The following is a 24,294-nucleotide window of genomic DNA, read 5'->3' on the forward strand; positions in this document are numbered from 1 at the left end:
CGGAGTGCTGACGGTTACGAATCCACGAGGGGGCGCAACGCTTCGGCGGCTGCCGCGACGACGCCGGGGCGGTAGAACGGTAGGTTGATGATGACCCCGTCGAGTCCGGCGTCGATAGCTTTCGCCTTCACCTGCTCGGCGATCTGTGCGGGGCTGCCGGCCACCATACGCTGGCTCATCTCGGCGGGGATGACGTCAGGCGAGGCGTTTTCGTCAACCAGCACGGTCAGCAACATGCTGGTCTCCAGCGATGACCGGTCACGGTCGACCTCGTCACAGCGCTTCGCCAGGGCCTCCAGCTTGCGCGGCACCTCGTCGAACCCGACGATGAGGTTCAGGTGATCCGCGTAGCGGGCGGCGAGCGAGAACGTCTTGTTCTCGCCGCTGCCGCCGATCAGGATCGGGATGCGGTCGCGGTAGCGCGGTTCGGCCATTGCCGATTCGGTGTGGTACCACCGGCCGGAGAACGTCGGCCGCTCGCCTTTGATCATCGGGTCGATGATCTGCAGCGCTTCCTCGAGGCGGTTGAACCGATCGGTGAAAGTGCCGAACTCGAAACCGAGTTGGGTGTGTTCGAGCTCGAACCAGCCGGTGCCGATTCCCAAGATCGCGCGGCCGGCGCTGACAACGTCGAGCGTGGTGATGACCTTGGCGAGCAGCGTCGGGTTTCGGTAGGTGTTGCCAGTTACCAACGCGCCCAATTGGATTCGATTGGTCGCGGTCGCCAGGGCGCCCAGCGCGGTGTAGGCCTCCAGCATGGGCTGGTCAGGCGAACCCAACACAGGCAGTTGGTAGAAGTGGTCCATAACGAAAAGTGCGTCAAAACCGGCTGATTCGGCTTCTTGAGCCTGCGCGATAACAGTCGGGAAGAGTTGTTCGACGCCGGTGCCGTAGGAGAAGTTGGGGATCTGCAGTCCCAGTCGGATAGCCACGCTTGTACCGTAACGGGCAAGCGCGATCCGTGCGCGTGCTAGTCGAAATGCGCCAGGGCGCCGTGGCTGACGTGCAGTGTCTGGCCGGTGATGTGACGAGCCGCAGGGGTGGTGAGAAACACCGCGAGCCGGGCGATTTCAGCGGCAACCGGGGGCGGTGTGCGGGTCAGTCCCTCGTAGCCGGGCTGCGCACCGCGGCCGGAGGCAACCGCGTTGACGGTGATTCCGCGCGTCCCGAACAGACTGGCCTGGCCGGCGACCCAGTTCGACAGCGCGGCTTTGACCGCGGCGTCGGCGCTCCCGGGCTGCGGGTTTTCCGGCACCACGCCGACGATCGAGCCACCTGAGCGCAGGTGATCTCCCACGGTTTGCACCGTCAGTACCGCAGACAGCACGGTGATGTCCCAGGCGTGACGCCATGCGCCTGCAAGGTCGGATAGCGAGTAGGCGCGGGGGTCGCCGGCGTCCCAGCGCGGTGCTGGCACGTTGACGATCGTGTCGAGGTGGTGCGGGAACAGCCCGCGAGCTTCGGCGAGGCTCGCGGGGTCGACGTTGTCGCACACGATGGCGTCTGCTTCAAGTTCCTTGGCGGCGACTTCGAGGTCGTCGCGGCGTGCGCCGGCGAGCGTCACTTTGTGGCCGGCGTCGCGAAAGCCTTCGGCAACTGTGCGACCCAGCTCGGTGTCGCCGCCGGTGACCAGCACCTCCACTGCCATGACCTCCTTGTGTTCGACGCTGAACAGCGCCCGCATGTGATGGCGTTTCGGTAAATGTTACTGGACAGTAGCTAGTGGTGAAAATCCCGGCTCGCGGGGCGCACGCACCATTTGCATAACTATTTGACCGCCCCGCCGCTCCACACCCCGCATTGGCGGCGAGTTAGGGTTCAGCCATGCGTCGCATCTGGGTGGTGACCGGTTGGCTGGTAATACTCCTGGTAGCAGGCCTGACTGGATGCAGCTCGAAGTCCCCGTCGCAGCAGGCGTCCACCTCACCGACCACCCAGTCGTCGTCGCCGGCGCCGAAACCCTTGCTGGTCTTCGCCGCCGCCTCGCTCAGACCGACGTTCGACACCATCAGTGCGCAGTTCAAGACCGACAATCCCGGCGCCAGCGTCGACATCAACTACGCCGGATCGTCTGAGCTGGCCACCCAGTTGACCCAGGGTGCCACCGCCGACGTCTTCGCCTCGGCCGACACCGCGCAGATGGACAAAGTCGCCAAGGCCGGGCTGCTGGCCGGCAAGCCGGTCAATTTCGCCTCGAACACGCTGGTCATCGTCACCGCCCCCGGCAATCCGAAGCACGTCCAGTCCTTCGCCGACCTCGGCAAGGGTGGGCTCGCCGTGGTGGTCTGCCAGCAGCCGGTGCCCTGCGGTGCGGCGACTCACCGCATCGAGGACAAGACCGGCGTGCGTATCAGCCCGGCCAGCGAGGAGCCCAGCGTGACCGATGTACTCAACAAGGTCACCAGCGGCCAGGCCGACGCCGGGCTGGTCTACGTCACGGATGCGACCAACGCCGGCCCGAAAGTGGCAACGGTCAACTTCCCCGAAGCAGCGGCCGCACGCAACGTCTATCCCATTGCGGTGCTGAAGAAATCGCCTCAGCCGCAGCTGGCTCAGAAGTTCGTCGACGCGGTGACCAGTGAGACAGGTCAGAAAACTCTGCAGCAGACCGGCTTCGCCAAGCCCTGACGGTCGGCATTGAACACGGCTGTCGGCGTGCCCCGCTGGGTCTATGTGCCCGCCGCGGCGGGGACGGTGTTCGTGGTGCTGCCGCTGGTGGCGGTCGCGGCCAAGGTCGACTGGCCTCACTTCTGGTCGCTTATCACCAGTCATGCGTCGACGACAGCGCTTGTGTTGAGTATCAAGACCGCGGCCGCCAGCACTGCACTGTGCATCGTGTTGGGCGTGCCGATGGCCCTGGTGCTGGCCCGCAGTACCGCGCGGCTGGTGCGGCTGCTGCGGCCGCTGGTGTTGTTGCCGCTGGTGTTGCCGCCGGTGGTCGGCGGCATCGCGTTGCTCTACGCGTTCGGCCGGCTCGGGCTGCTCGGGCGCTATCTGGAGACGGCCGGGGTCCATATTGCGTTCACCACCACCGCTGTGGTGTTGGCGCAAACCTTTGTGGCGCTGCCGTTTCTGGTCATTGCCCTGGAGGGCGCGGCCCGCACCGCGGGCGCCGACTACGAGGTGGTGGCGGCGACGTTAGGCGCGCGGCCGAGCGCGGTGTGGTGGCGGGTGACGCTGCCGCTCTTGGTGCCCGGTCTGGTTTCTGGAGCGGTGCTCGCGTTCGCCCGTTCATTGGGGGAGTTCGGTGCGACGTTGACCTTCGCCGGTTCGCGGCAAGGTGTCACCCGCACGCTGCCGTTGGAGATCTACTTGCAGCGGGTGACCGACGCCGACGCGGCGGTGGCGTTGTCGCTTCTCCTGGTGGTGGTGGCGGCGCTGGTGGTGCTGGGTGTCGGCACGCGCAGGCTGACGGGAGCCAGCGCGGCGGCATGAGCGAGTTGCAGTTGCGCGCAGCGGTGGCCGCTCGGGGCCTGGACGTGCAGTTTTCCGTCTCGGCCGGCGAGGTGCTGGCCGTGCTCGGCGCAAACGGCGCGGGCAAGTCCACCGCGCTGCATGTCATCGCCGGGCTGGTCCGCCCCGACGCGGGGTTGGTGCGCCTCGGGGAGCGGGTGCTCACCGACACCGCTGCCGGCATCCACGTCGCGACACACGACCGGCGGGTCGGGCTGCTGCTGCAGGATCCGCTGCTTTTCCCGCACATGAGCGTGGCCGCCAACGTGGCGTTCGGGCCGCGTAGCCGTCGCGGACTGTTGTGGGACGCGCGGGACAAGGCGTCGGCGCTGCGCTGGCTGCGCGCAGTCGACGCCGAAGAGTTGGCCGACCGCAAGCCGCGGCAACTCTCGGGAGGCCAGGCCCAGCGTGTCGCGATCGCACGTGCGCTCGCCGCCGAACCGGACGCGCTGCTTCTCGACGAGCCGCTCGCCGGGCTCGATGTCGCGGCGGCGGCTGCGGTGCGCGCGGTGCTGCGCAACGTAGTCACGCGCAATGCGCGAAGCACCGTGCTGATAACCCATGACCTCCTGGACGTGTACACGCTGGCCGACCGGGTGTTGATTCTCGAATCGGGCAGAGTGGCCGAAGTCGGCCCGGTGGCCGAAGTACTGGCCGCGCCGCGCAGCCATTTCGGCGCCCGCATCGCCGGCGTGAACCTGGTGAACGGCACGCTCGGCCCCGAGGGCGCGCTGCATGCGAGCTCCGGTGCGGTCTGGCACGGCGCCGTAAGCGATGACTTGACCACTGGCCAACAGGCAGTTGCCGTGTTCGCGCCGACGGCGGTGGCGGTGTATCGAGAAGCGCCGCATGGCAGCCCCCGCAATACGGTTGCCGTGACTGTGGCAGAGCTGGATTCGCGCGGCCCGGCGGTGCGCGTGCGCGGAGCTGAACAGCCCGACGGCGCGCCGGGGTTGGCCGCCGACATCACCGTCGACGCCGCTGCGGAGCTCTCGCTGACGCCGGGACAGCGGGTCTGGTTTTCGGTCAAGGCGCAGGAGGTGGCACTGCACCCGACGCGCCCGGCGCCGACCTGAGCAGCGGATAGCTGACACCTCATCCCTTGTCGCAATGCAACGCGAGATTACATTTCTCAGCCGAACGTACTTGCGTCACGGAGGTAACACGGTAGGTTTTTCGCCATGAAGCAGGGGGACGCTAACCAAACACGCCGCAGGGGCGTCGCGGCGACGCTGGCGATCGCCGCGATGACCGGTGCCGGCGCCATCTCACTTACCGTGCCCACAGCAACGGCGATCGCCGATCCGGCGCCCGCCCCACCGAGCACCACCGCTGCGGCACCGCCGCCGGCCGGTACGAACCCGGCAACAGATGCCGCACCGGGTCCGGCTGGTCCCAACGCTGCACCGCCGACGGCCGACCCGGTCGCAGGGCCGCCGGGAACCGATCCCAACGCCCCACCTCCCGTGGCCGACCCGAACGCACCTGAACCCGGCCGAGTCAACAACGCCGCGGGTGGATTCAGCTACGTCATTCCCGCCGGCTGGGTGGAGTCGGACGCCACCCACCTCGACTATGGGTCGGCACTGCTCAGCAAGGAGACGGGGCCACCGCCCGCGCCAGGCCAAGCGCCGGCCGTCGCCAATGACACCCGCATCGTGCTGGGCAGGTTGGATCAAAAGCTCTACGCCAGTGCCGAACCCGACAACACCAAGGCCGCGACCCGGCTCGGCTCGGACATGGGCGAGTTCTTCATGCCCTATCCCGGGACGCGAATCAACCAGGACAGCACCCCGCTTAGCGCCAACGGCATGTCGGGCAGCGCGTCGTATTACGAGGTGAAGTTCTCCGACACCAGCAAACCGAACGGCCAGATCTGGACCGGTGTCATCGGTCCCACCGCGTCGAATGCACGCCAGGGTGCGCAGGGTGCACAGAACCAGCGCTGGTTCGTGGTGTGGCTTGGGACCGCGAACGACCCCGTCGACAAGGCGGCCGCCAAGACGCTCGCCGAGTCGATCCGCTCATGGACCCCGCCGCCCGCTCCGGCAGCTCCGGCGCCGGCCGCCCCCGGGGCTCCAGCACCGGCCGCCCCGGCAGCTCCGCCACCGGCGGCCCCGGGAGCTCCGCCACCCGCCCCGGCAGCTCCGGGAGCTCCAGCACCGGCTGCTCCGGCGCCCGCGCCTAATGCGCCGGCACCGGCCGGCTCTCCCGCCGGTGCGTCGGCTCCCGGATCGACGCTCTCCACCTGAGCGCCACTGCGCCGTCATCGCGACACAATCCGACTCGGTGCCAAATCGTTACCCTGCCGGGGTGTACCGGGGCGTGCTTCGGGCTACTCTTGGCGGTCTCGTTACCCGTCACTACGAAGGAGCGGGTCGTGGTCTGGTACAACATCATCTGGATGATCATCCTTGGCCTCATCGTTGGCTTGATCGCGCGTCTCATCGTTCCTGGCAGGCAGCACATCGGTTTGATTGCAACGGTGCTGCTCGGGATCGCCGGAGCCTGGGTCGGCGGCACGCTGGGCAGCCTGGTCTTCCCGCCGCATAAATTCGATATTCATCCCCCGATTCACCACTCCTTCTTGGGTGCACTGGTCGGCGCGGTGATCCTGTTGCTGATCTATAGGGCCTTCACATCACGACGACCTACACGAACCTTGTAGCGGCGCCTGACATTTGCGCCGCCGGCTCGTCGGGTGGTCCGCGCGTCGCGGGATGATGGAGTGATGGCGTCAGCGCCCACCACAGCGACAATGAGCGCCTGGCGGGTTCGCCGACCCGGGCCAATGGAAAGCCACCCGTTGGAGCGCGTTACCACCGGGCTACCGCGTCCCGGGCCGTCGGAACTACTGGTGGCCGTGCATGCGTGCGGCGTCTGTCGCACCGACCTCCACGTCGCCGAGGGGGACCTGCCTGTGCACCGCGAGCACGTGACGCCGGGGCACGAGGTAGTGGGGGAGGTTATCGGAGTCGGTCCGGACGCCGGCGACACGTTCGCCGTGGGGGACCGGGTCGGGATCGCCTGGCTGCGTCACACCTGCGGGGTGTGCAAGTACTGTCGGCGGGCCAACGAGAACTTGTGCCCGGAGTCGCGCTACACAGGCTGGGACGCCGACGGCGGTTACGCCGAATTCGCCACTGTGCCAGCCGATTATGCCCACCCGCTGCCGAGCGGCTACAGCGACAGCGAGCTTGCGCCGCTGCTATGTGCCGGCATCATCGGCTATCGCGCTCTGCTGCGCGCCGAGCTGCCGCCCGGTGGTCGGCTCGGCCTCTACGGTTTCGGTGGCAGCGCCCACATCACGGCGCAGGTGGCGCTGGCGCAGGGCGCCGAAGTACATGTGATGACGCGCGGCGCGGCGGCCAGGGAACTGGCGCTGGCGTTGGGCGCCGCGTCGGCGCAGGACGCCGCCGACCCGCCACCCGTGCCGCTGGACGCGGCGATTCTGTTCGCCCCGGTCGGCGATCTGGTGCTGCCGGCCCTGGCGGCGTTGGATCGCGGCGGCACGCTGGCGATCGCCGGCATCCACCTCAGCGACATTCCCGCGCTCAACTACCAGCGCCATCTGTTCCAGGAGCGCCAGGTCCGTTCCGTCACGTCCAACACCCGCGCCGACGCGCGCGCCTTCCTCGATTTCGCGGGCCGCCATCACATCACGGTCACCACGCCGGAATATCCACTCGCACAAGCGGATCGAGCGTTGTCGGACCTCAGCGCCGGCCGCATCGCCGGCGCCGCGGTATTGCTCGTCTAGGTGGACAGGTGCCAGACCAGGGCGGCGGCCAAGGCGCCTAACCCGTTGCAGGACCAGTGCAGAGCGATCGGTGCGATCAAGCTGCCGCTGCGTCGGCGCAGCCAACTGAACACGAACCCCGCGACCGCGGTGACGACCACCGCCAAGCTCACCCCGGCCAGCATGCCGCCGAGTCCGCCGCCGAACAGCCGGGTGAACCCGACATTGCTGCTAGTCAGTCCCAACGACGTCGCGATATGCCACAGACCGAATAGCAAGGACCCCACCACGGCCACGCCGCGGAACCCCCAGGCTCGGTTCAGCGCCCCGTGCAGCACACCGCGAAAGGCCAACTCCTCGGGGATGACGGTCTGCAGCGGGATGATGACCATCGACGCAAGCAACGCGCCGGAGACCGTCGCGTAGTGATTGTTCATGAACATCGGCCGAGTCGCCGGTATGAGCGCGCCCACGCCGATCACCGACACCACGACGCCCACCGCGGCCAGCGCGTACCCGAGCCCGGATTTCCAGTGCTCGCGGCCCAGCCCCAGCTCGGACCAACCGAGTCCGTTTGCGCGCAACACGATCACGAGTCCGACGGCCGCGGCGGGAACGGTCGCGACACTCGCCCAGCGGGTGGTGAAATGCGCGACCAGGTTGGTCAGTGCCAACACCACTACGACGACGGCGACGTCGACGTAGGCGCGGAAGCGGTGCAGCGCCGAAAGCTGTGACAACAGCGGGTGGGTGCCGGCGGCAGCGGTTGCGTCGAGCACTAAGCAAGTTTATCCCCGCCGCACCTCCCGACTGTTCCGCGAGATTGCAGCCACGGTCGTGGTTGGCCGTCGAAGTACAGACCTCACCGCAATCTCGCGTCAGCCCGTCAGCCTCCCCAGGCCCACCCTGCAATCTGCGGGTCATCCTCGCCGTGCTCGCGGGTGTAGCGGCGGGCAGCCAGGCGCGCGTCGGCCATGCGCTGCCGCAGTACGGCGGCGCGAGTGCCCAGCCCGTCGACGCGGTCGATCACGTCCATCACCAGATGGAACCGGTCCAAGTCGTTGAGCATCACCATGTCGAACGGCGTCGTCGTGGTGCCGCGCTCCTTGTAGCCCCGCACGTGCATGTGTGCGTGATTGGTGCGGCGATAGGTGAGCCGGTGGATCAGCCACGAGTAGCCGTGGTAGGCGAAGATGACGGGTTTGTCGCGAGTGAACAACGCGTCAAACTCCTTGTCCGGCAAGCCATGCGGGTGCTCGGTCTCCGGCTGCAGCCGCATGATGTCGACTACATTGATCACCCGCACCGCCAGCTCGGGCAGTTCCCGGCGCAAGATGTCTGCAGCGGCCAGGGTCTCCAGCGTCGGGACGTCGCCGGCGCAGGCCAGCACCACGTCCGGTTCACCCGTCGCGGTGCTGGCCCACTGCCAAATGCCAAGCCCCCGAGTGCAATGCTCGATAGCGGAGTCCATGTCGAGATAGGCCAGTGCGGGCTGCTTGCCGGCGACGATGACGTTGACGTAGTCGCGACTGCGCAGGCAGTGGTCGGCGACCGACAGCAGCGTGTTGCCGTCCGGCGGCAAGTAGACCCGCACCACCTCGGGCCGCTTGTTGGCGACCAGGTCGATGAACCCGGGATCTTGGTGCGACGCGCCGTTGTGGTCCTGGCGCCACACATGCGAGGTCAGCAGATAGTTCAGCGACGCAATCGGCCGCCGCCACGGCAGCTCGCGGCTGGTCGACAGCCATTTCGCGTGCTGGTTGAACATCGAGTCGACGATGTGCACGAACGCCTCATAGCAGTTGAACAGCCCGTGTCGACCGGTCAGCAGATAGCCTTCCAGCCAGCCCTGGCACAGATGCTCGGACAGCACCTCCATGACGCGGCCCTCGGCGGCGAGGTGTTCGTCGACCGGGAGGATCTCCGACAGCCAGACCTTGTCGGTGCGCTCGTAGACGGCGGATAGCCGGTTGGACGCCGTCTCGTCGGGGCCCATCAGCCGGAACCGGTCGGGGTTACGCGCGATCACGTCACGTAGGAAAGTGCCGAGCACGCGGGTCGCTTCATGGGTTTGGGTCGCCGGCTGCGCGACGTCCACCGCGTAGCCGCGGAAGTCGGGCAAGTCCAAGTCGCGCAGCAGCGAGCCACCGTTCGCGTGCGGGTTGGCGCTCATCCGCCGCTCCCCGATGGGGGCGAGCGCCCGCAGTTCGGGCCGCAGCCCGCCGTCGGCGTCGAACAGCTCCGCCGGACGGTAGCTGCGCAGCCATTCCTCCAGCTGCGCGCGATGCTCGGGGTTGTCGTGTGTCTCGGCCAGCGGAACCTGGTGCGAACGCCAGGTGCCCTCGACCTGCTGGCCGTCGACGGTCCTCGGCCCAGTCCATCCCTTGGGGCTGCGCAGGACGATCATCGGCCACACCGGTCGCCCGGTGTCTCCGCCGCTGCGTGCCGCCCGCTGGATGGCCGCGAGGTCGTCGAACGCCTCGTCGAGCGCGGCCGCCAGCTGCTGGTGCACGTTGACCGGCTCGTCACCAGCGACGGTGATGGGCCGGTAGCCGTAGCCGCGCAGCAGCGACTCCAGCTCGGTATGCGGCAGGCGGGCCAGCACCGTCGGGTTGGCGATCTTGTAGCCGTTGAGATGCAGGATCGGCAACACCGCGCCGTCGCAGACAGGGTTGAGGAACTTGTTTGAGTGCCAGCTGGCAGCCAGCGGCCCGGTTTCGGCTTCACCGTCGCCGACCACACACGCCACCACCAAATCCGGGTTGTCGAACGCCGCGCCGTAGGCGTGGACCAACGCATAGCCGAGTTCGCCGCCTTCGTGGATGGAGCCGGGTGTCTGTGCGGCCACGTGGCTGGGGATGCCGCCTGGAAACGAGAACTGCCGGAACAGCTTTCGCAGCCCTTCAGCATCCTGCTCGATGCCGGTGTACACCTCGCTGTAGGTGCCTTCCAGGTAGGCGTTGGCGACCAGGCCAGGACCGCCGTGACCTGGGCCGGTGACGTAGATCAGGTTGGCGTCGCGGTTGCGGATGATCCGGTTCAGATGTGCGTAGATCAGGTTCAGTCCCGGCGTGGTGCCCCAGTGCCCCAGCAGCCGCGGCTTGATGTGATCGGGTGTGAGCGGTTCGGCCAGCAGCGGGTTGTCCAACAGGTAGATCTGGCCGACGGACAGGTAGTTGGCGGCGCGCCAGTAGGCGTCGATGAGCGCAACTTCGTCGTCGGACAGGCGGGCGGGTGTCTCGGTTTGGGAGGTCATCCGTCGATTGTCCGGACTGTCGGTGAACGCGCCATGCGGTAGTGGTGGGATAACCTCTCGGCGAGCGCGCACAGATGCGCGGTCGTCGCGGCGTGTCGCCGTACAGACACGCACGCTCGCGCCAAATGCGAAAGGCTGTTCAGTTGCCCGTCGACCCCCGGACACCGGTGCTGATCGGCTACGGCCAGGTCAACCACCGCGAGGACACCCCCGATATCGAACCGGCCGATTTGATGGTCGCCGCGGCGCGCGAGGCGGCCGGTCCTCGCGTTCTTCAAGCCGTCGACTCCATCCGTGTGGTGAATCTGCTGTCGGCGCGCTACCGCGATCCCGGGCTGGTGCTCGCTGCGCGCATCGGCGCCGACAACGCCGCGACCCGCTACAGCGGTGTAGGCGGCAACGTGCCCCAGTCACTGGTCAATCAGGCCTGCCTGGACATCCAGCGCGGACGTGCCGGCCTCGTGCTGATCGCCGGCGCCGAAACCTGGCGCACCAGAACCCAACTGAAGGCCGCGGGCCGCAGACTTGTCTGGACCCAACAGGACGAGTCGGTCCCGATTCCGGAGGGCGCCGACGACCACGTGCCGATGGCCGGGCAGGCGGAGGAGCGGATCCGACTGGACCGACCGGCCTATGTGTATCCGTTGTTTGAGCAGGCGCTGCGGATCAGCAACGGTGAACCGATACCCGAGCACCGCCGGCGCATCGGTGAGCTGTGGGCGCGGTTCAATGCCGTCGCGGTCGACAATTCGCATGCCTGGATCCGCAAACCGCTTGCCGCCGAAGATATCTGGCAGCCGAGCCCGGACAACCGGATGATCAGCTGGCCCTACACCAAGCTGATGAACTCCAACAATATGGTCGACCAGGGAGCCGCACTGGTCTTCGCCTCCGCCGAGACGGCGACCCGGCTGAAAATACCGGCCGAGCGCTGGGTTTACCCGTATGCCGGCACCGACGCCCACGACACCTACGCGATCTCCGAACGCGCCGAGCTGCACCGGTCACCGGCCATCCGGATCGCCGGCGCCAGGGCGCTCGAACTGGCCGGCGTGGGCATCGACGCCATCGACTATGTCGACCTGTACTCCTGCTTTCCCTCCGCGGTCCAGATCGCTGCGGCCGAACTGGGACTGCCGGCCGACGACCCCGCTCGGCCCCTGACCGTGACGGGCGGGCTGACGTTCGCCGGCGGCCCGTGGAGCAACTACGTCACCCACTCGATCGCCACCATGGCTGAGCTGCTGGTGGCCAACCCGGGGCGCCGCGGCCTGATCACCGCCAACGGCGGCTACTTGACCAAGCACAGTTTCGGTGTGTACGGAACCGAGCCGCCGACCACCGAATTCCGTTGGAAAGACGTGCAATCCGTGATCGACCAGGAACCCACCTGCCGGGCGGCGGTCGAGTGGGAAGGCGTGGGGACGATCGAATCGTGGACCACACCGTTCGACCGGGACGGGCAGCCCGAGAAGGCCTTCGTGGCGGTGCGCACACCTGAGGAGTCGCGCAGCTTGGCCCTAATCACCGACCCGGCCGAAGCGGCAGCGACAGTGCGGGAGGACATCGCCGGGGCCAAGGTGACCGTGCACGCCGACGGCACTGCGACACTGCGGTAGCGCGGCCCGCGAACTCGAGTCAGCTCACCAAGTCAGCCAACGCGGCCTGCGGATCGGTCAGTTTCGCGATGTCGATGGGCGTCCTGGACCGGACCAAGGCCTTGATGTCGTCGAGCACATCCCAGACGTTCACGTTCATCCCGGCCAGCACCCGGCCGCTGCCGTCGAGCCAGAAGGTGACGAACTCGCGGCCCTTGACGTCGCCGCGGAACACTACCCGTTGGTAGTCGGGAGCGTGGCCGACATACTCCATGCCCAAGTCGTACTGATCGGTGAAGAAGTAGGGCAGTTCACTGTATTCGGTCGGCTCGCCCAGCATGCCGGCCGCGGCGACCGCCGGCTGTTTGAGCGCATTGGCCCAGTGCTCGGTGCGGATCCGGGTGTGGAACAACGGATGTTCGGCGGCGGCGATGTCGCCGACCGCGTAGATGTCGGGATCGCTGGTCTGCAGGGACGCATCGACCAGCACACCGCCCTCACCCATCGCGAGCCCGCACTGCTCCGCCAACTCGATGTTGGGCTGTGCCCCGACAGCCACCAGCACCGCGTCGGCGCTGATCGTCGACCCGTCGCGCAGCCGCAGCCCGATGGGCGCGCCCCCGGCCGTGGAGATCTCTTCCACCTGCGCCTGCAGCCGAAGGTCGACACCGTGGTCACGATGCAAGGTGGCGAAGACCTCACCCGCCTCCGCGCCGAGCGCGCCCATCAGTGGCTGCTTGGCGGTCTCGACGACGGTGACGTTCACGCCACGCTGGCGCGCACTGGCGGCCACCTCCAGACCGATCCAGCCGGCACCGACAACGGCGAGCGAAGACCCCTCAGCCAAAACAGAATTCAATGCCGCCCCGTCGTCGAACGTGCGCAAATAGTACACACCGCCAGCATCGGAACCGGGTATCGGCAGGCGCCGCGAGCGTGATCCGGTGGCCAGCAGCAGCTTGTCGCACCCGACGGTGCTGCCGTCGGGCAGCCCGACGGAGTGGGACGCCGGATCCAGCGACGAGACGCGGGTACCCAGCCGCAGGTCGACCTCGTGGTCGCGGTACCAGGAGTCGTCGTGCACGGTGAAGTCGCTCAGCGACTTCTTGCCGGCCAGAAACTCCTTGGACAGCGGCGGGCGCTCATAGGGCAGATACTGCTCTTCGCAGAACAAGACAATTTGACCATCAAAACCTTTGTCCCGCAATGCTTCTGCTGCTTTCGCCCCGGCAAGCCCGCCTCCGACAATGGCAAAGGTGCGCGGTGCGGCCATGGGCTACAGCCTACTCGGCCCGGCTCAACTCAAAAGCCCTCGCAGGAAAAGTGCATTGCGCACGGCGTGGCCGTGCGGGTCGTTGTTGAAGTACATCCAGACGTCTCGGCCCTCACCGTCCCAGTCGGCAATCCGCTTCGCCCACTGTCGCAGCTCCTTGTCGGGATAGGAGCCGGAGTACATCGAGTCAGGGTCGGGGCCGTGCATGCGGACGTAGACGAAATCGGCGGTGGCCCTGGGGATGCACGCTAGCCGGGCGCCGCTCATCACCACATAGGCAGCACGCCGCTTTTCCAGCAGGGTGTAGACCGCGGGGTCGTTCCACGACGGGTGACGTAGCTCGAGGGCCACCCGTATCGAAGTCGGCACGCTGGCCAGGAAGGAATCGAGGCGCTCGTCATCGCGCTGCTGCCCGGGATGCAGTTGCACCAGCAGCACACCGGCCCGGTCACCGAGCGCCTTCCAGCAGCGGTCGAATCGCTCGATCCACGGCTCGGGAGCAGCCAGCCGACGGTAGTGGGTCAGTCCGCGATGCGCCTTGACCGACATCGTGAATCCGTCCGGCAACCGCTCACGCCACCCGGCGAAGGTCGAATCCTTGGGCCAGCGATAGAAACTGGCGTTGAGCTCGACGGTGTCGAATACTTCGATGTAGCGGCCAAGCCGGCGTGCGCATGGCAGACCCGGCGGGTAGAGCACGTCGGCCCAGTGGTCATAGGACCATCCGGAGGTGCCGATCCGCACGGTCACGGCCGGGTCAACCGGTCACCTGCCGGCGCAGTTCGTCGTCCAGCGATACCCGTACCAACGCGGCGGCCAGCCGCGCGTTGTCACGTGGCGCCAGAGAGCCCAATTCCGTTGGATCGCTGGGCAAACCGAGCTTCTTGGCGGCGCCGGTAGCGCGCGTGTCGAAATACGGCCGCACCCAGGTCCACACGTCCTGGATTTCGCGCAGGTAGATGTCGGCACCGGTGTCGCCGATGCCCTTGAACTTCTTCAGCAGTCGGGCGGCCGTTCGCACGTCGTGGTCGCTGGCGCGGGCCAATTCGCGGAGATCCCCCGAGTACTCGTCGCGGAGTCGTTCGGCCATGTCGGTGAGCCGGGTGGCCGAGCTTTCGTCGTAGCGCACGTAGTGGGCGCGGCCGAACGCGCGGATCATCGTCTGTCGATCCGCCGCCAGAACGGCTTTCGGTGTGCGCAACCCCTTCTTGAACAACTCCCGCCCGGCGCGCATCGCGATCGCCGCGTCGATCGGCTTGCTGGCCAGCATGCACAGCACCAGAAGCTGAAACAGCGGCATCGGCTTGTCGCTGAGCCGGACTCCCGCCTCCGCCGCATATGTGGTGCCGGCGACCTTCAGCAGCCGGCGCACCAGCTGTTTCCGCTCGTCCATAACCCACGGCGTACCCCTCGCGCCAGGTCACCAACCGTGCAGCTCACTTCGGCGGCAGGCTGCGGGCGTAATCGGTACCGCGGGTAACCCAGCTCTGCAGCTGACGTTTGGTGTTCACGGCGTCGGCGTCCACGCGCAGCCAGCCGCGGGCTTCCCGGCCCCGCATGACCATGGCGTTCACATGCTGCCGGGCGAGCAGTTTGTCGGCGTCTTCCGGCGGCACCCACACCAGCAGCCCGCCCTGACCGCTGGCGGCCACGGACATATTGCCGTTGATCAAGAAGGCCAGCCCGCCGAACATCGGCTTTTCCTCCACGCCCCGTAGCGGGTCTACCAGTTCGCGGATCCGCTCGGCAAGTTCGGTGTCGTAGGCCATGGACGCCTCAGTCCAAATCCACGCGAATCGTCAGCAGGTCGGTTCCCATCGCCCGCACGGCGGCGCTGTTGAGCCGCGGCAGGTTGCGCAACCGCTGGATCGGGTCGTCGTCGGGCAGCAAGTGCGCGATACCGGTGTGCCAGTCGCCGTTGATCCGCACCCGCACCGCGGGGTTGGCCTTGATGTTGCGGACGTACTGGGAGTGCTCCCCGTGCTCGGACACGATCCAGAACTGGTTGTTGATCAGGCGGCCGCCGACCGGGGTGCGCCTTGGCTGCCCGGTCTTGCGGCCGATGGTTTCGATCATGGTCAGCGGCAGCCGCCTGGCCACCGGATTGACGACCAGACGTTGCCCAGCGCTCACGACCCGCCGTTTCAGGTCTTGTCGATCTGTCATGCGGTGATTGTGCACAACCGACCTGGACCCATGGCCCCTTTCTCCGAGAACTTGCAAGGCCCATTCGCCGGGCCGCTCGCGCCATCGCCGATGCCGCCAGTCACCGGTTGCTCGCGGACGTCACGATGAACTTGGTCGGGCAGTCCTCGGCAGTGGCCGGTCAGCCCTGAATCCATGTGGGCTAGACGGCGAACTTTAGGTGAATTATCACTGCAGAACCGGATAGACACGGATTTCCGTTGCACGTGTATACCTGCCGGACGAGCATGGGCTACATGCTTGATCCCATGCTCGAGCGGTTGCCGCAAGACGTCAAAGAATGTTGCGAAGACAACCGCCGGGCCTTGCTCGACGAGTTGCACGCGCTGTTGCAACAAACGGAGCCAGAGGATCTGACGATGACGGAAATTCTGGCCTTGCTAGCCGTTCTCACCCCCGTCGCCGCGCGGCACAAGGGCGCCCCAGCCCCTGCCGTCACCGTCGAAACGAACGTGATCCCAGATGATACGGCGACGCAACTCGAGTAGCAGCTCCTCGGTAGGTACCGAACTCAACGGGTTAGTCGGCGTGGGCGATGCCGTGGTGAGCTCGATCGGTTCGCGGCCAGCGCGGATGGCCTCGATGCTGCCGGGTCCCCATCCCAGCTTGTTTTCCAGTACGGCGTAGGTTCCCGGGCTGGCTTCGCGGACGCCGTTTTCGATGTCGGCTAACGTTCGATCGGTTATGGGTAGGTCATTCGCCAAGTTGATGCGGTGTTTGTAACCCAGCGCGACACGTCGGTTCACCACGTAGCGGCCCACCCTGGCGAGTCCTCTGTGAGTATGCGCCACAGGTAACTATGTTGCCGCAATCACGAGGAAAGTTCTAGTCACTTTTCCGGTTTCCACCGCCACAATCAGGAAAAAACCGGCTATTGACGGAGACAGCGTACGAAATACCGGAGGCTAAGCCCGGAACTCTCCATTCTCTTCTGCTCAAATCTTGACATGACTTCCGGTTGTTTCTAGTGTCTGTGATGGGCGCCGCGCCAACGACCTCGCTTGGCTAGGCGCCGCAGTCAAACTGCCACCATGCAGACTGCCAGCTTAGGGAGCTTCACGTGATGCATCGCTCAGAATCGGTGGCGATGACCTCGCCATTCAGGGGTGTAATCGGCGGAGGGCAACGATCCGCGCCGTCACCTCGACGTAATCACTTCCCGTCATCCCCGAAGTCCTCCAACGATTTTCGGATTCGATCAGCGACGAACGCACCGGCCCGTGTGGCCTCAGCTGCCGACGCGGCCCAGGTGGCCCAGGCAAGGATTTTCGAAGCCATGCTCCGAGTCGAGATCACCGAACTGCTGAATCTGGCGAAATCCATGATGCCCCGCTGGACCGGCGGAAACACTGGTGGCTATCGGTCGTTCGAGGCGCTCAAGGAGCTCGACGCCCGCATCGAGGAAGTCGACAGTCTGCTCAAGGCGCTGTGGGCTCGATTCCCACACGAGCCCTATGTCGGGCCCTCGAAGCAAGGATCGAACTCGGGGGGCAATCACCTGCCGCCCGCGCCTGGGAGCCGGCTGGCGATCGAAGATCATCGACGGCACAACAGCCGTGATCGGCAAATGGAATTCCTGGCAAAGCTGGCCGGCATACCGTGCCCTGATCCCGTTGTGACACGGTCGTCGACCTAACGATGTAGTCGGCCATCTCGTTGGTGACTCGCACCAACTCAAGGGCCAAGCAGCGTGAGGAGGCGAACATTGCGTAGCCGAGCAGGAGCCTGCCCGCTAGCTTCGCCGCGGGCAAGCAAGGCGCCGATCGTCCGTCCGGACGTGACAGTGCTACGAGAAGGACGACGGCTACTCGGACAGTTGGCGGCCGACCCGATGCGCAGTGCGCTGCTGTTGCGAGCTTCGCCGTCCGCGGTGGGCTGGTTTGCGGGGTGGCTTTCTTCGGAGTTTGGCCCGCAGGTACTTACCGGGCAAGCGTTGTCCGGGATAACCCCGCTCTCGGTAGGTCGTGTGGCGACCGCCTGGGCGGCGCAGGGGGCGGAACAAATTCTCACCGCGGCGCTGGGTGAAGGCCTCGGGACCAACTACTGCGAGATGGTTTGCCATCCGCTCGGCGACCACCACGGCTGTCCCCGCCGGGATGGCCTGTTGCACATGGCCGGGCACCGCCGCCGCTACACCGCGCAGACAACGGATATCGCCTACGGACCGGCCGGTCACGACAATCTGCTGGACATCTGGCGGCACCCCAGCTACCCCCAGCCGGGCGAACGTCCGGCACCGGTGCTGGTGCAGGTCCCAGGCGGCGCGTGGGTGATCAACGGTAAACGCGGTCAGGCATATCCGCTCATGAGCCGGATGGTGGAGCTGGGCTGGATCTGCGTGTCGATCGATTACCGCAAGAGTCCCCGCAACGCGTGGCCGGCACACATCATCGACGTGAAGCGAGCGATCGCCTGGGTTCGCGCGAACATCGCCGACTACGGCGGTGATCCCGGCTTCATCGCGATCACCGGTGGTTCTGCCGGAGGGCACCTGGCTTCATTGGCCGCGCTCACCGCGAATCATTCCCGGTTCCAGCCGGGTTTCGAAGCGGCCGACACGACCGTGCAGGCGGCCGTGCCGTACTACGGCGTGTACGACCTCACCGATGCCACCAACATGCACGCAACGATGCTGCCGTTTCTCGAGCATTTCGTCATGCAACGCCGCTACGCCGACAACCCCGAGCTGTTTAAGTCGGCGTCGCCGATTTCGTATGCCCACAGCGGGGCTCCGCCATTCTTCGTGCTGCACGGCCAGAACGATTCGGTGATTCCCAGTAGACAGGCCCGGGCCTTTTGCGCAGCGCTGCGCGAGGCCGGGACACGCACCGTGTGCTATGGCGAGCTTCCCAACGCGCACCACGCTTTTGACATCGTCGCTACTGTCCGCTCACGCCTGGTTGCCGACGCCGTCGCGGCTTTCCTTGGTGTGATCTACCGTCGGTATGTCGCCTCGCGCGCGGATAGATTGCGCGCCCAGATAGCTCCCGCCGGCTGATTCATCCGGCCGAGGACCGGCCGAATTTCAAATGCCACTGCACTCCAGGGTCTTTCGTGAGCCAGCGCATGGCCCGCGACCCAGTTGGACATAGCCATGCCGAGGTTTCCTCGACGTTGTCGACATCCCGCCGACGACGCGGCAGAAACTAGGCGGCTGCGGCAGCTACCTCAGCCTTTTTTCGGGCCGGTTCCAGGGCTTGCGCGACGATTTCGGCGACGTCGGTCATCGGCTTGACCTCCAGCGCCTCGAGCACTTCAGCGGGTACGTCGTCGAGGTCAGGCTCGTTGCGCGCCGGGATAAACACCGTTGACAGCCCGGCCCGCTGGGCGGCCAGCAGTTTCTGCTTGACGCCGCCGATCGGCAGCACGCGCCCGTTCAGCGTCACCTCGCCGGTCATTCCGACGTCGGCGCGGACTTGCCGTCCGGTGGCCATCGACACCAACGCGGTCACCATCGTCACACCGGCCGACGGACCGTCCTTGGGCACCGCGCCCGCCGGCACGTGCACGTGGATGCGCCGGTCCAGCTTCGACGGGTCGACGCCCAATTCCTCGGCGTGCGAACGGACATAGGACAGCGCGATCTGCGCGGACTCCTTCATCACGTCACCGAGCTGACCGGTCAGCTGCAGTCCCGGTTCGCCGTCGTTGGCGCTGGCCTCGATGTAGAGCACATCGCCGCCCAGCCCGGTGACCGCCAGACCGGTCGCCACGCCAGGCACCGCCGTGCGTTCGGCCGACTCCGAGGTGAACCGTGGGCGGCCCAGGTAGCCGACCAGGTCCGACTCGTCGACCACCACCGGGGCGTCGCTACCCTCGGCCAGCTTTGTCGCCACCTTGCGCAGCGCCTTGGCCAGCAGCCGCTCGAACTGCCGCACACCCGGCTCGCGCGTGTAGTCGGCGGCGATCTTGCGCAGCGCGGCCTCGGTCACGCTGACCTCATCGGCGCTCAGACCCGCCCGCTCGCGTTGCCGCGGCAACAGGAAGTCGCGGGCGATCGCCAGCTTGTCGTCCTCGGTGTACCCGTCGATAGCCACCAGCTCCATCCGGTCCAGCAGTGCCGACGGGATGTTCTCGACGACGTTGGCGGTCGCCAGGAACACCACATCGGACAGGTCCAGATCCAGGTCCAGGTAGTGGTCGCGGAAGGTGTGGTTTTGCGCGGGGTCGAGCACCTCCAGCAGCGCCGCGGCGGGATCGCCGCGGAAGTCGGAGCCGATCTTGTCGATTTCATCAAGCAGCACAACGGGATTCATCGAGCTGGTCTCGCCGATCGCGCGCACGATCCGGCCGGGCAGCGCACCCACGTAGGTGCGCCGGTGCCCGCGGATCTCGGCCTCGTCGCGCACGCCGCCCAACGCGACCCGCACGAACTTGCGGCCCAGCGCCCGGGCGACACTCTCACCCAGCGACGTCTTGCCGACGCCGGGCGGGCCCGCCAGCGCCATCACCGCACCCGAGCCGCGACCGCCGACGACCTGCAACCCGCGCTGGGCGCGACGCGCCCGCACCGCGAGGTATTCCACGATGCGGTCCTTGACGTCGTCCAGACCGTGGTGGTCGGCGTCCAAGATCTCTCGCGCCGCCTTCAGGTCCGTGGAGTCCTCGGTGCGCACGTTCCACGGCAGATCCAAGACGGTGTCCAGCCAGGTCCGGATCCAGCCGCTCTCCGGGCTCTGCTCGCTGGCACGCTCGAGCTTGCCGACCTCGCGCAGCGCGGCCTCGCGCACCTTCTCCGGCAGATCGGCGGCTTCGATGCGAGCCCGGTAGTCGTCGGAACCGTCGGGCTCACCTTCGCCCAGTTCCTTGCGGATCGCTGCCAGCTGCTGGCGCAGCAGAAACTCCTTCTGCTGCTTCTCCACGCCGGCGCGCACGTCTTCGGCGATCTTGTCGGTGACCTCGACCTCGGCCAGGTGCTCGCCGGTCCAGTCGATCAGCACCTGCAGTCGCTCGCCGACGTCTTCGGTTTCCAGCAGCTGCCGTTTCTGCACGTCGCTCAGATACGACGCGTAGCCCGCCATGTCCGCCAGCGCCGACGGGTCGTTCAGCCGGTTGACCATGTCGACCAGTTCCCAGGCTTCGCGTCGTTGCAGCATGGCCAGCAGCAGCTTCTTGTAGTCGGCGGCCAGCTTGCGGATCTTTTCCGTGGGCTCGGGCTCGACCACCTCGTGCACCTCGACCCACAGTGCCGAACCCGGTCCGCTGCTGCCGGTGCCGATGTGGGCCCGACGCTCACCGCGCACGATCGCCGCGGCATTTCCGCCGGCGATGCGGCCGACCTGAAGGATCGCCGCCAACACCCCGTAGGAAGGGTAGCGGTCGTCGAGCCGGGGCGCCATCAGCAGCTTGCCCGACTCGCTGGCGCGGGCCGCGTCGACCGCCGCCCGCGCGGCGTCGTCAAGCGCGATCGGCACAACCATTCCCGGCAGCACGATCGGATCGCTGACAAATAAAACCGGCACTGATATGGCTTCAGCCATCAAACCTCCAAAGTTAAGCCTGATGCGCTCAACCTGGAATGAGTCCAGTTTGTTCCCGGCGACGGCCGACCTCTACGGCACGCCGGGCCCGCATACTGGAAGAGCGGGGCCAAGCAAGGAGGCGCAGGTGGCGGGTCGAACGCGTCGGCAACGGGACATCGACGTGACCTACGACGAGCACGCGCTGGCCACGACGGGCCCCGAACGTGAGGCCGCCGGCCTCAAGGCGGTGTTGGTGTCCATGCAGCGTGGCCTAGCCTCCATGGGCGCGGTGCGCACGGCGGCGTCGCTGCTGCGGCTGAACCAGCGTCAGGGGTTCGACTGCCCAGGTTGCGCCTGGCCGGAAGAACCGGGTGGCCGCAAAATCGCTGAGTTCTGCGAAAACGGCGCCAAGGCCGTCGCCGAGGAGGCCACCAAGCGCGTCGTCACCCCGGAGTTCTTCGCGCGGCACTCGATCGCCGACCTCGAAGGGCGACCGGAGTTTTGGCTGTCGCAGCAGGGTCGGCTGACCCATCCCATGGTGTTGCGTCCGGGCGACGACCACTACCGCCCGATCAGCTGGCCCCAGGCCTATCAGTTGATCGCCGACGAGCTGCGCGCGCTCGACGACCCGAACCAGGCGGTGTTCTACACCTCGGGGCGAACCAGCAACGAGGCCGCGTTTCTCTATCAGCTGATGGTGCGGTGCTTCGGCACCAACAACCTGCCGGACTGCTCGAACATGTGCCACGAGTCCTCCGGCGCGGCGCTGAGCGAATCGATCGGCATCGGCAAGGGCTCCGTGACCGTCGAGGACGTCGCCAACGCCGACCTGATCGTGATCGCGGGGCAGAATCCGGGCACCAACCATCCCCGGATGCTGTCGGTCCTGGAGAAGGCCAAGGCCAACGGTGCCCGCATCGTCGCGGTCAACCCGCTGCCGGAGGCCGGGCTGATCCGGTTCAAAGACCCGCAGAAAGTACACGGGCTGCTCGGACATGGCGTTCCGATCGCCGACGAATTCGTGCAGATCCGCATCGGCGGCGACATGGCGCTGTTCGCCGGGCTGGGTCGGCTGCTGCTGGAGGCCGACGACCGGGCGCCGGGCAGCGTGGTGGACCGGGACTTCATCGCCGCGCACTGCGCGAATTTCGAAGCGTACGAGGCGAATACCCGCGCAGTCGATCTCGACACCGTGGTGGAGGCGACTGGCGTCGACCGTCAGCAGCTGGAGCGGGTTGCCGCGATGATGGCCGCATCGCAGCGCACGGTGGTGTGCTGGGCGATGGGGCTCACCCAGCACCGCCACGCGGTGCCGATGATTGCTGAGATCACCAACGTGCTGCTGCTGCGGGGCATGATCGGCAAGCCGGGGGCCGGGGTGTGCCCGGTGCGCGGACATTCCAACGTCCAGGGCGACCGCACCATGGGCATCTGGGAGCAGATGCCCGAGGCATTCCTGGCGGCGCTGGACCGCCGCTTCGGGATCGTCAGCCCGCGCGACCATGGCCTCGATACAGTCAATGCAATTAGGGCCATGCGCGACGGCAGGGCCAAGGTGTTCATGGGGATGGGCGGCAATTTCGCGCTGGCCACACCGGACACGGCTGTCACCGAGGCTGCGTTGCGTAATTGCTCACTGACGGTCCAGGTTTCGACGAAGCTGAACCGCAGCCACGTCGTCCACGGTGCGACGGCCCTGATCCTGCCGTCACTGGGCCGCACCGACCGTGACATTCAGAACGGCGTGAAACAGCAGGTGTCCGTTGAAGATTCGATGTCAATGGTGCATCTGTCGCGGGGCAGCCTGCAGCCGCCGAGCGACCAGGTGCGCAGCGAGGTGGCCATCGTCTGTCAGCTGGCCCGCACGCTGCTCGGGCCGGACCACCCAGTGCCGTGGGAGACGTTCAACGCCGACTACGACACCATCCGCGACGCGATCGCGGACGTGGTGCCGGGCTGCGAGGACTACAACACGAAGGTGCGCCGGCCCGACGGCTTCCAGCTGCCACATCCGCCCCGGGATGCACGCGAATTCCCCACCAGCACAGGCAAGGCCAACTTCATCGTCAATCCGCTGCAATGGGTGCCGGTGCCCCCGGGGCGGTTGGTGTTGCAGACGCTGCGCAGCCACGACCAGTACAACACCACGATCTACGGGCTCGATGACCGCTACCGCGGGGTCAAAGGCGGCCGCAGGGTGGTGTTCGTCAATCCGGTCGACTTGGAGGCGTTCGGCCTGACCGAGGGCGACCGCGTCGACCTGGTTTCCGAGTTCATGGGCGTGGACGGACAGCTGCAGGAGCGGCGGGCGAAGGACTTCATGGTGGTGGGCTACCAGACGCCCGTGGGCAACGCGGCCGCCTACTATCCCGAGACCAATCCACTGGTAGCGCTGGATCATGTTGCGGTGAAGTCGAATACACCGGTATCCAAGGCGATCGTCATCCGGTTGGAGCCGGCCCAATGGGCCGGGTGACGGCGCGGCGACGCGCCCAGCACGTCACTGCCGACAACGCGGTCGACCGCCCCGAGACGCTGGTCGTGGAGGAGCCGCTGGAGATTCGCGTCAACGGCACCCCGCTCGCGGTCACGATGCGCACGCCGGGTTCTGATGTCGAACTGGCGCAAGGCTTTTTGCTGACCGAGGGAATCATCGCCCACCGCGACGACGTCGTGAGCGCGCGGTATTGCCGCGGCGACGGCCCAGACGGAACCACCACCTACAACGTGCTGGATGTGTCGCTCGCACCCGGTGTCGCGACGCCAGACGTCACCCGCAACTTCTACACCACGTCGTCGTGCGGGGTGTGCGGCAAGGCATCGCTGGACGCGGTGCAGTTGATCAGCCGCTACTGTCCGGGCGACGACCCCTCCACCATCACCCCAGAAGTGTTGTCGGCCTTGCCTATCCGGCTGCGCGACGAGCAGGCGCTGTTTGCCAGCACCGGTGGCCTGCATGGGGCTGCCCTGTTCACCGTGGACGGCACGCTGCTGGCGGTGCGAGAGGACGTGGGACGTCACAACGCCGTGGACAAGGTGATCGGCTGGGCCGTGGAAAACGACCGGATTCCCTTGACAGCCACGGTGCTGCTGGTTAGCGGCCGGGCGTCGTTCGAGATCAGCCAGAAGACGGTGATGGCCGGCGTGCCCGTGCTAGCAGCTGTTTCGGCGCCGTCGTCGTTGGCAGTCGATCTGGCCACTCAATCGGGGCTGACACTGGTGGCATTCTTACGGGGCACGTCGATGAACGTGTACAGCCGCGCGGACCGGGTGCGCTGCTCCTCGCGGGTGACGCGGGCCTGATCCCG

Annotated in this window: 22 protein-coding genes; 11 read left to right on the plus strand and 11 right to left on the minus strand. The window is 66.8% G+C overall.

The features are described 5' to 3' along the window. Positions 1–14: 14 nt before the first annotated feature. Positions 15–932, minus strand: coding sequence for an LLM class F420-dependent oxidoreductase (locus G6N15_RS20275; protein WP_083087299.1), 918 nt, complete (start codon positions 930–932; stop codon positions 15–17). Positions 933–970: 38 nt separating this feature from the next. Beyond that, a complete protein-coding gene (locus G6N15_RS20280) occupies positions 971–1,648 on the minus strand; it encodes an SDR family oxidoreductase (protein WP_139797799.1) in 678 nt (225 codons plus the stop codon). A gap of 176 nt (positions 1,649–1,824) precedes the next feature. Here G6N15_RS20280 and modA point away from each other — a divergent pair, with 176 nt between their 5' ends. The 6 genes from modA (at position 1,825) to G6N15_RS20310 (ending at position 7,213) form a co-directional block, all read left to right on the plus strand. Next, positions 1,825–2,628: a molybdate ABC transporter substrate-binding protein gene (gene modA / locus G6N15_RS20285; protein ID WP_083087298.1), complete on the plus strand. Its 804-nt coding sequence runs from the start codon at positions 1,825–1,827 to the stop codon at positions 2,626–2,628. A 9-nt stretch (positions 2,629–2,637) separates the two neighbouring features. After that, entirely contained in the window at positions 2,638–3,435 is a 798-nt protein-coding gene (locus G6N15_RS20290; RefSeq protein WP_179961758.1) for an ABC transporter permease, read from the plus strand. Further along, the gene (locus G6N15_RS20295; RefSeq protein ID WP_083087296.1) at positions 3,432–4,529 is read left to right on the plus strand and encodes a sulfate/molybdate ABC transporter ATP-binding protein; all 1,098 of its coding nucleotides are present in this window, start codon (positions 3,432–3,434) and stop codon (positions 4,527–4,529) included. Before G6N15_RS20290 ends, G6N15_RS20295 begins: the two co-directional genes overlap by 4 nt. A 105-nt stretch (positions 4,530–4,634) precedes the next feature. After that, complete coding sequence (locus G6N15_RS20300) at positions 4,635–5,705, plus strand: alanine and proline-rich secreted protein Apa (protein ID WP_083087295.1); 1,071 nt, start codon at positions 4,635–4,637, stop codon at positions 5,703–5,705. Positions 5,706–5,857: 152 nt separating this feature from the next. Further along, positions 5,858–6,121 (plus strand): GlsB/YeaQ/YmgE family stress response membrane protein, encoded by a 264-nt coding sequence (locus G6N15_RS20305; RefSeq protein ID WP_083087342.1) that lies wholly within the window; start codon positions 5,858–5,860, stop codon positions 6,119–6,121. A 63-nt stretch (positions 6,122–6,184) separates the two neighbouring features. Next, complete coding sequence (locus G6N15_RS20310) at positions 6,185–7,213, plus strand: zinc-binding alcohol dehydrogenase family protein (protein WP_083087294.1); 1,029 nt, start codon at positions 6,185–6,187, stop codon at positions 7,211–7,213. Here the strand turns inward: G6N15_RS20310 and G6N15_RS20315 are convergent. Both G6N15_RS20315 and G6N15_RS20320 read right to left on the minus strand, forming a co-directional pair. Beyond that, positions 7,210–7,932 carry a CPBP family intramembrane glutamic endopeptidase gene (locus G6N15_RS20315; RefSeq protein WP_179961842.1) on the minus strand — a complete coding sequence of 241 codons (723 nt, stop codon included), beginning with the start codon at positions 7,930–7,932 and terminating at the stop codon, positions 7,210–7,212. The genes G6N15_RS20310 and G6N15_RS20315 overlap by 4 nt on opposite strands. Positions 7,933–8,078: 146 nt before the next feature. Then, complete coding sequence (locus tag G6N15_RS20320) at positions 8,079–10,448, minus strand: phosphoketolase family protein (protein ID WP_083087292.1); 2,370 nt, start codon at positions 10,446–10,448, stop codon at positions 8,079–8,081. A gap of 143 nt (positions 10,449–10,591) precedes the next feature. On the opposite strand from G6N15_RS20320, the gene G6N15_RS20325 reads away from it, so the two are divergent. After that, positions 10,592–12,067: an acetyl-CoA acetyltransferase gene (locus G6N15_RS20325; protein WP_139797802.1), complete on the plus strand. Its 1,476-nt coding sequence runs from the start codon at positions 10,592–10,594 to the stop codon at positions 12,065–12,067. Positions 12,068–12,086: 19 nt separating this feature from the next. Here G6N15_RS20325 and G6N15_RS20330 read toward each other — a convergent pair whose 3' ends face one another. The 6 genes from G6N15_RS20330 to G6N15_RS20355 form a co-directional block, all read right to left on the minus strand. Continuing rightward, a complete protein-coding gene (locus G6N15_RS20330) occupies positions 12,087–13,319 on the minus strand; it encodes an NAD(P)/FAD-dependent oxidoreductase (protein WP_083087290.1) in 1,233 nt (410 codons plus the stop codon). A 24-nt stretch (positions 13,320–13,343) separates the two neighbouring features. Then, complete coding sequence (locus tag G6N15_RS20335; protein WP_083087289.1) at positions 13,344–14,069, minus strand: DUF72 domain-containing protein; 726 nt, start codon at positions 14,067–14,069, stop codon at positions 13,344–13,346. Between the two features lie 7 nt (positions 14,070–14,076). Next, complete coding sequence (locus G6N15_RS20340; protein ID WP_083087288.1) at positions 14,077–14,712, minus strand: HhH-GDP family DNA glycosylase; 636 nt, start codon at positions 14,710–14,712, stop codon at positions 14,077–14,079. 43 nt (positions 14,713–14,755) lie between these two features. Then, complete coding sequence (locus G6N15_RS20345; protein ID WP_083087287.1) at positions 14,756–15,088, minus strand: TfoX/Sxy family protein; 333 nt, start codon at positions 15,086–15,088, stop codon at positions 14,756–14,758. A gap of 7 nt (positions 15,089–15,095) precedes the next feature. Continuing rightward, positions 15,096–15,485, minus strand: a complete 390-nt coding sequence (locus tag G6N15_RS20350; protein ID WP_083087286.1) for a nitroreductase family deazaflavin-dependent oxidoreductase — start codon at positions 15,483–15,485, stop codon at positions 15,096–15,098. Between the two features lie 419 nt (positions 15,486–15,904). Continuing rightward, positions 15,905–16,285 carry a hypothetical protein gene (locus tag G6N15_RS20355; RefSeq protein WP_083087285.1) on the minus strand — a complete coding sequence of 127 codons (381 nt, stop codon included), beginning with the start codon at positions 16,283–16,285 and terminating at the stop codon, positions 15,905–15,907. A gap of 515 nt (positions 16,286–16,800) precedes the next feature. On the opposite strand from G6N15_RS20355, the gene G6N15_RS20360 reads away from it, so the two are divergent. Beyond that, a complete protein-coding gene (locus G6N15_RS20360; RefSeq protein WP_139797798.1) occupies positions 16,801–17,160 on the plus strand; it encodes a hypothetical protein in 360 nt (119 codons plus the stop codon). 147 nt (positions 17,161–17,307) lie between these two features. Then, entirely contained in the window at positions 17,308–18,522 is a 1,215-nt protein-coding gene (gene lipQ, locus G6N15_RS20365) for an esterase LipQ (protein WP_232070494.1), read from the plus strand. A 148-nt stretch (positions 18,523–18,670) separates the two neighbouring features. Here the strand turns inward: lipQ and lon are convergent, their stop codons facing one another. Beyond that, positions 18,671–21,004, minus strand: a complete 2,334-nt coding sequence (gene lon, locus G6N15_RS20370; protein ID WP_083087282.1) for an endopeptidase La — start codon at positions 21,002–21,004, stop codon at positions 18,671–18,673. Between the two features lie 127 nt (positions 21,005–21,131). Here lon and G6N15_RS20375 point away from each other — a divergent pair, with 127 nt between their 5' ends. After that, positions 21,132–23,462, plus strand: coding sequence for an FdhF/YdeP family oxidoreductase (locus tag G6N15_RS20375; RefSeq protein ID WP_083087281.1), 2,331 nt, complete (start codon positions 21,132–21,134; stop codon positions 23,460–23,462). After that, positions 23,450–24,289, plus strand: coding sequence for a formate dehydrogenase accessory sulfurtransferase FdhD (gene fdhD / locus G6N15_RS20380; RefSeq protein WP_083087280.1), 840 nt, complete (start codon positions 23,450–23,452; stop codon positions 24,287–24,289). Before G6N15_RS20375 ends, fdhD begins: the two co-directional genes overlap by 13 nt. Positions 24,290–24,294 lie beyond the last annotated feature (5 nt).

The sequence above is a fragment of the Mycobacterium noviomagense genome, assembly GCF_010731635.1.
Lineage (GTDB): Bacteria > Actinomycetota > Actinomycetes > Mycobacteriales > Mycobacteriaceae > Mycobacterium > Mycobacterium noviomagense.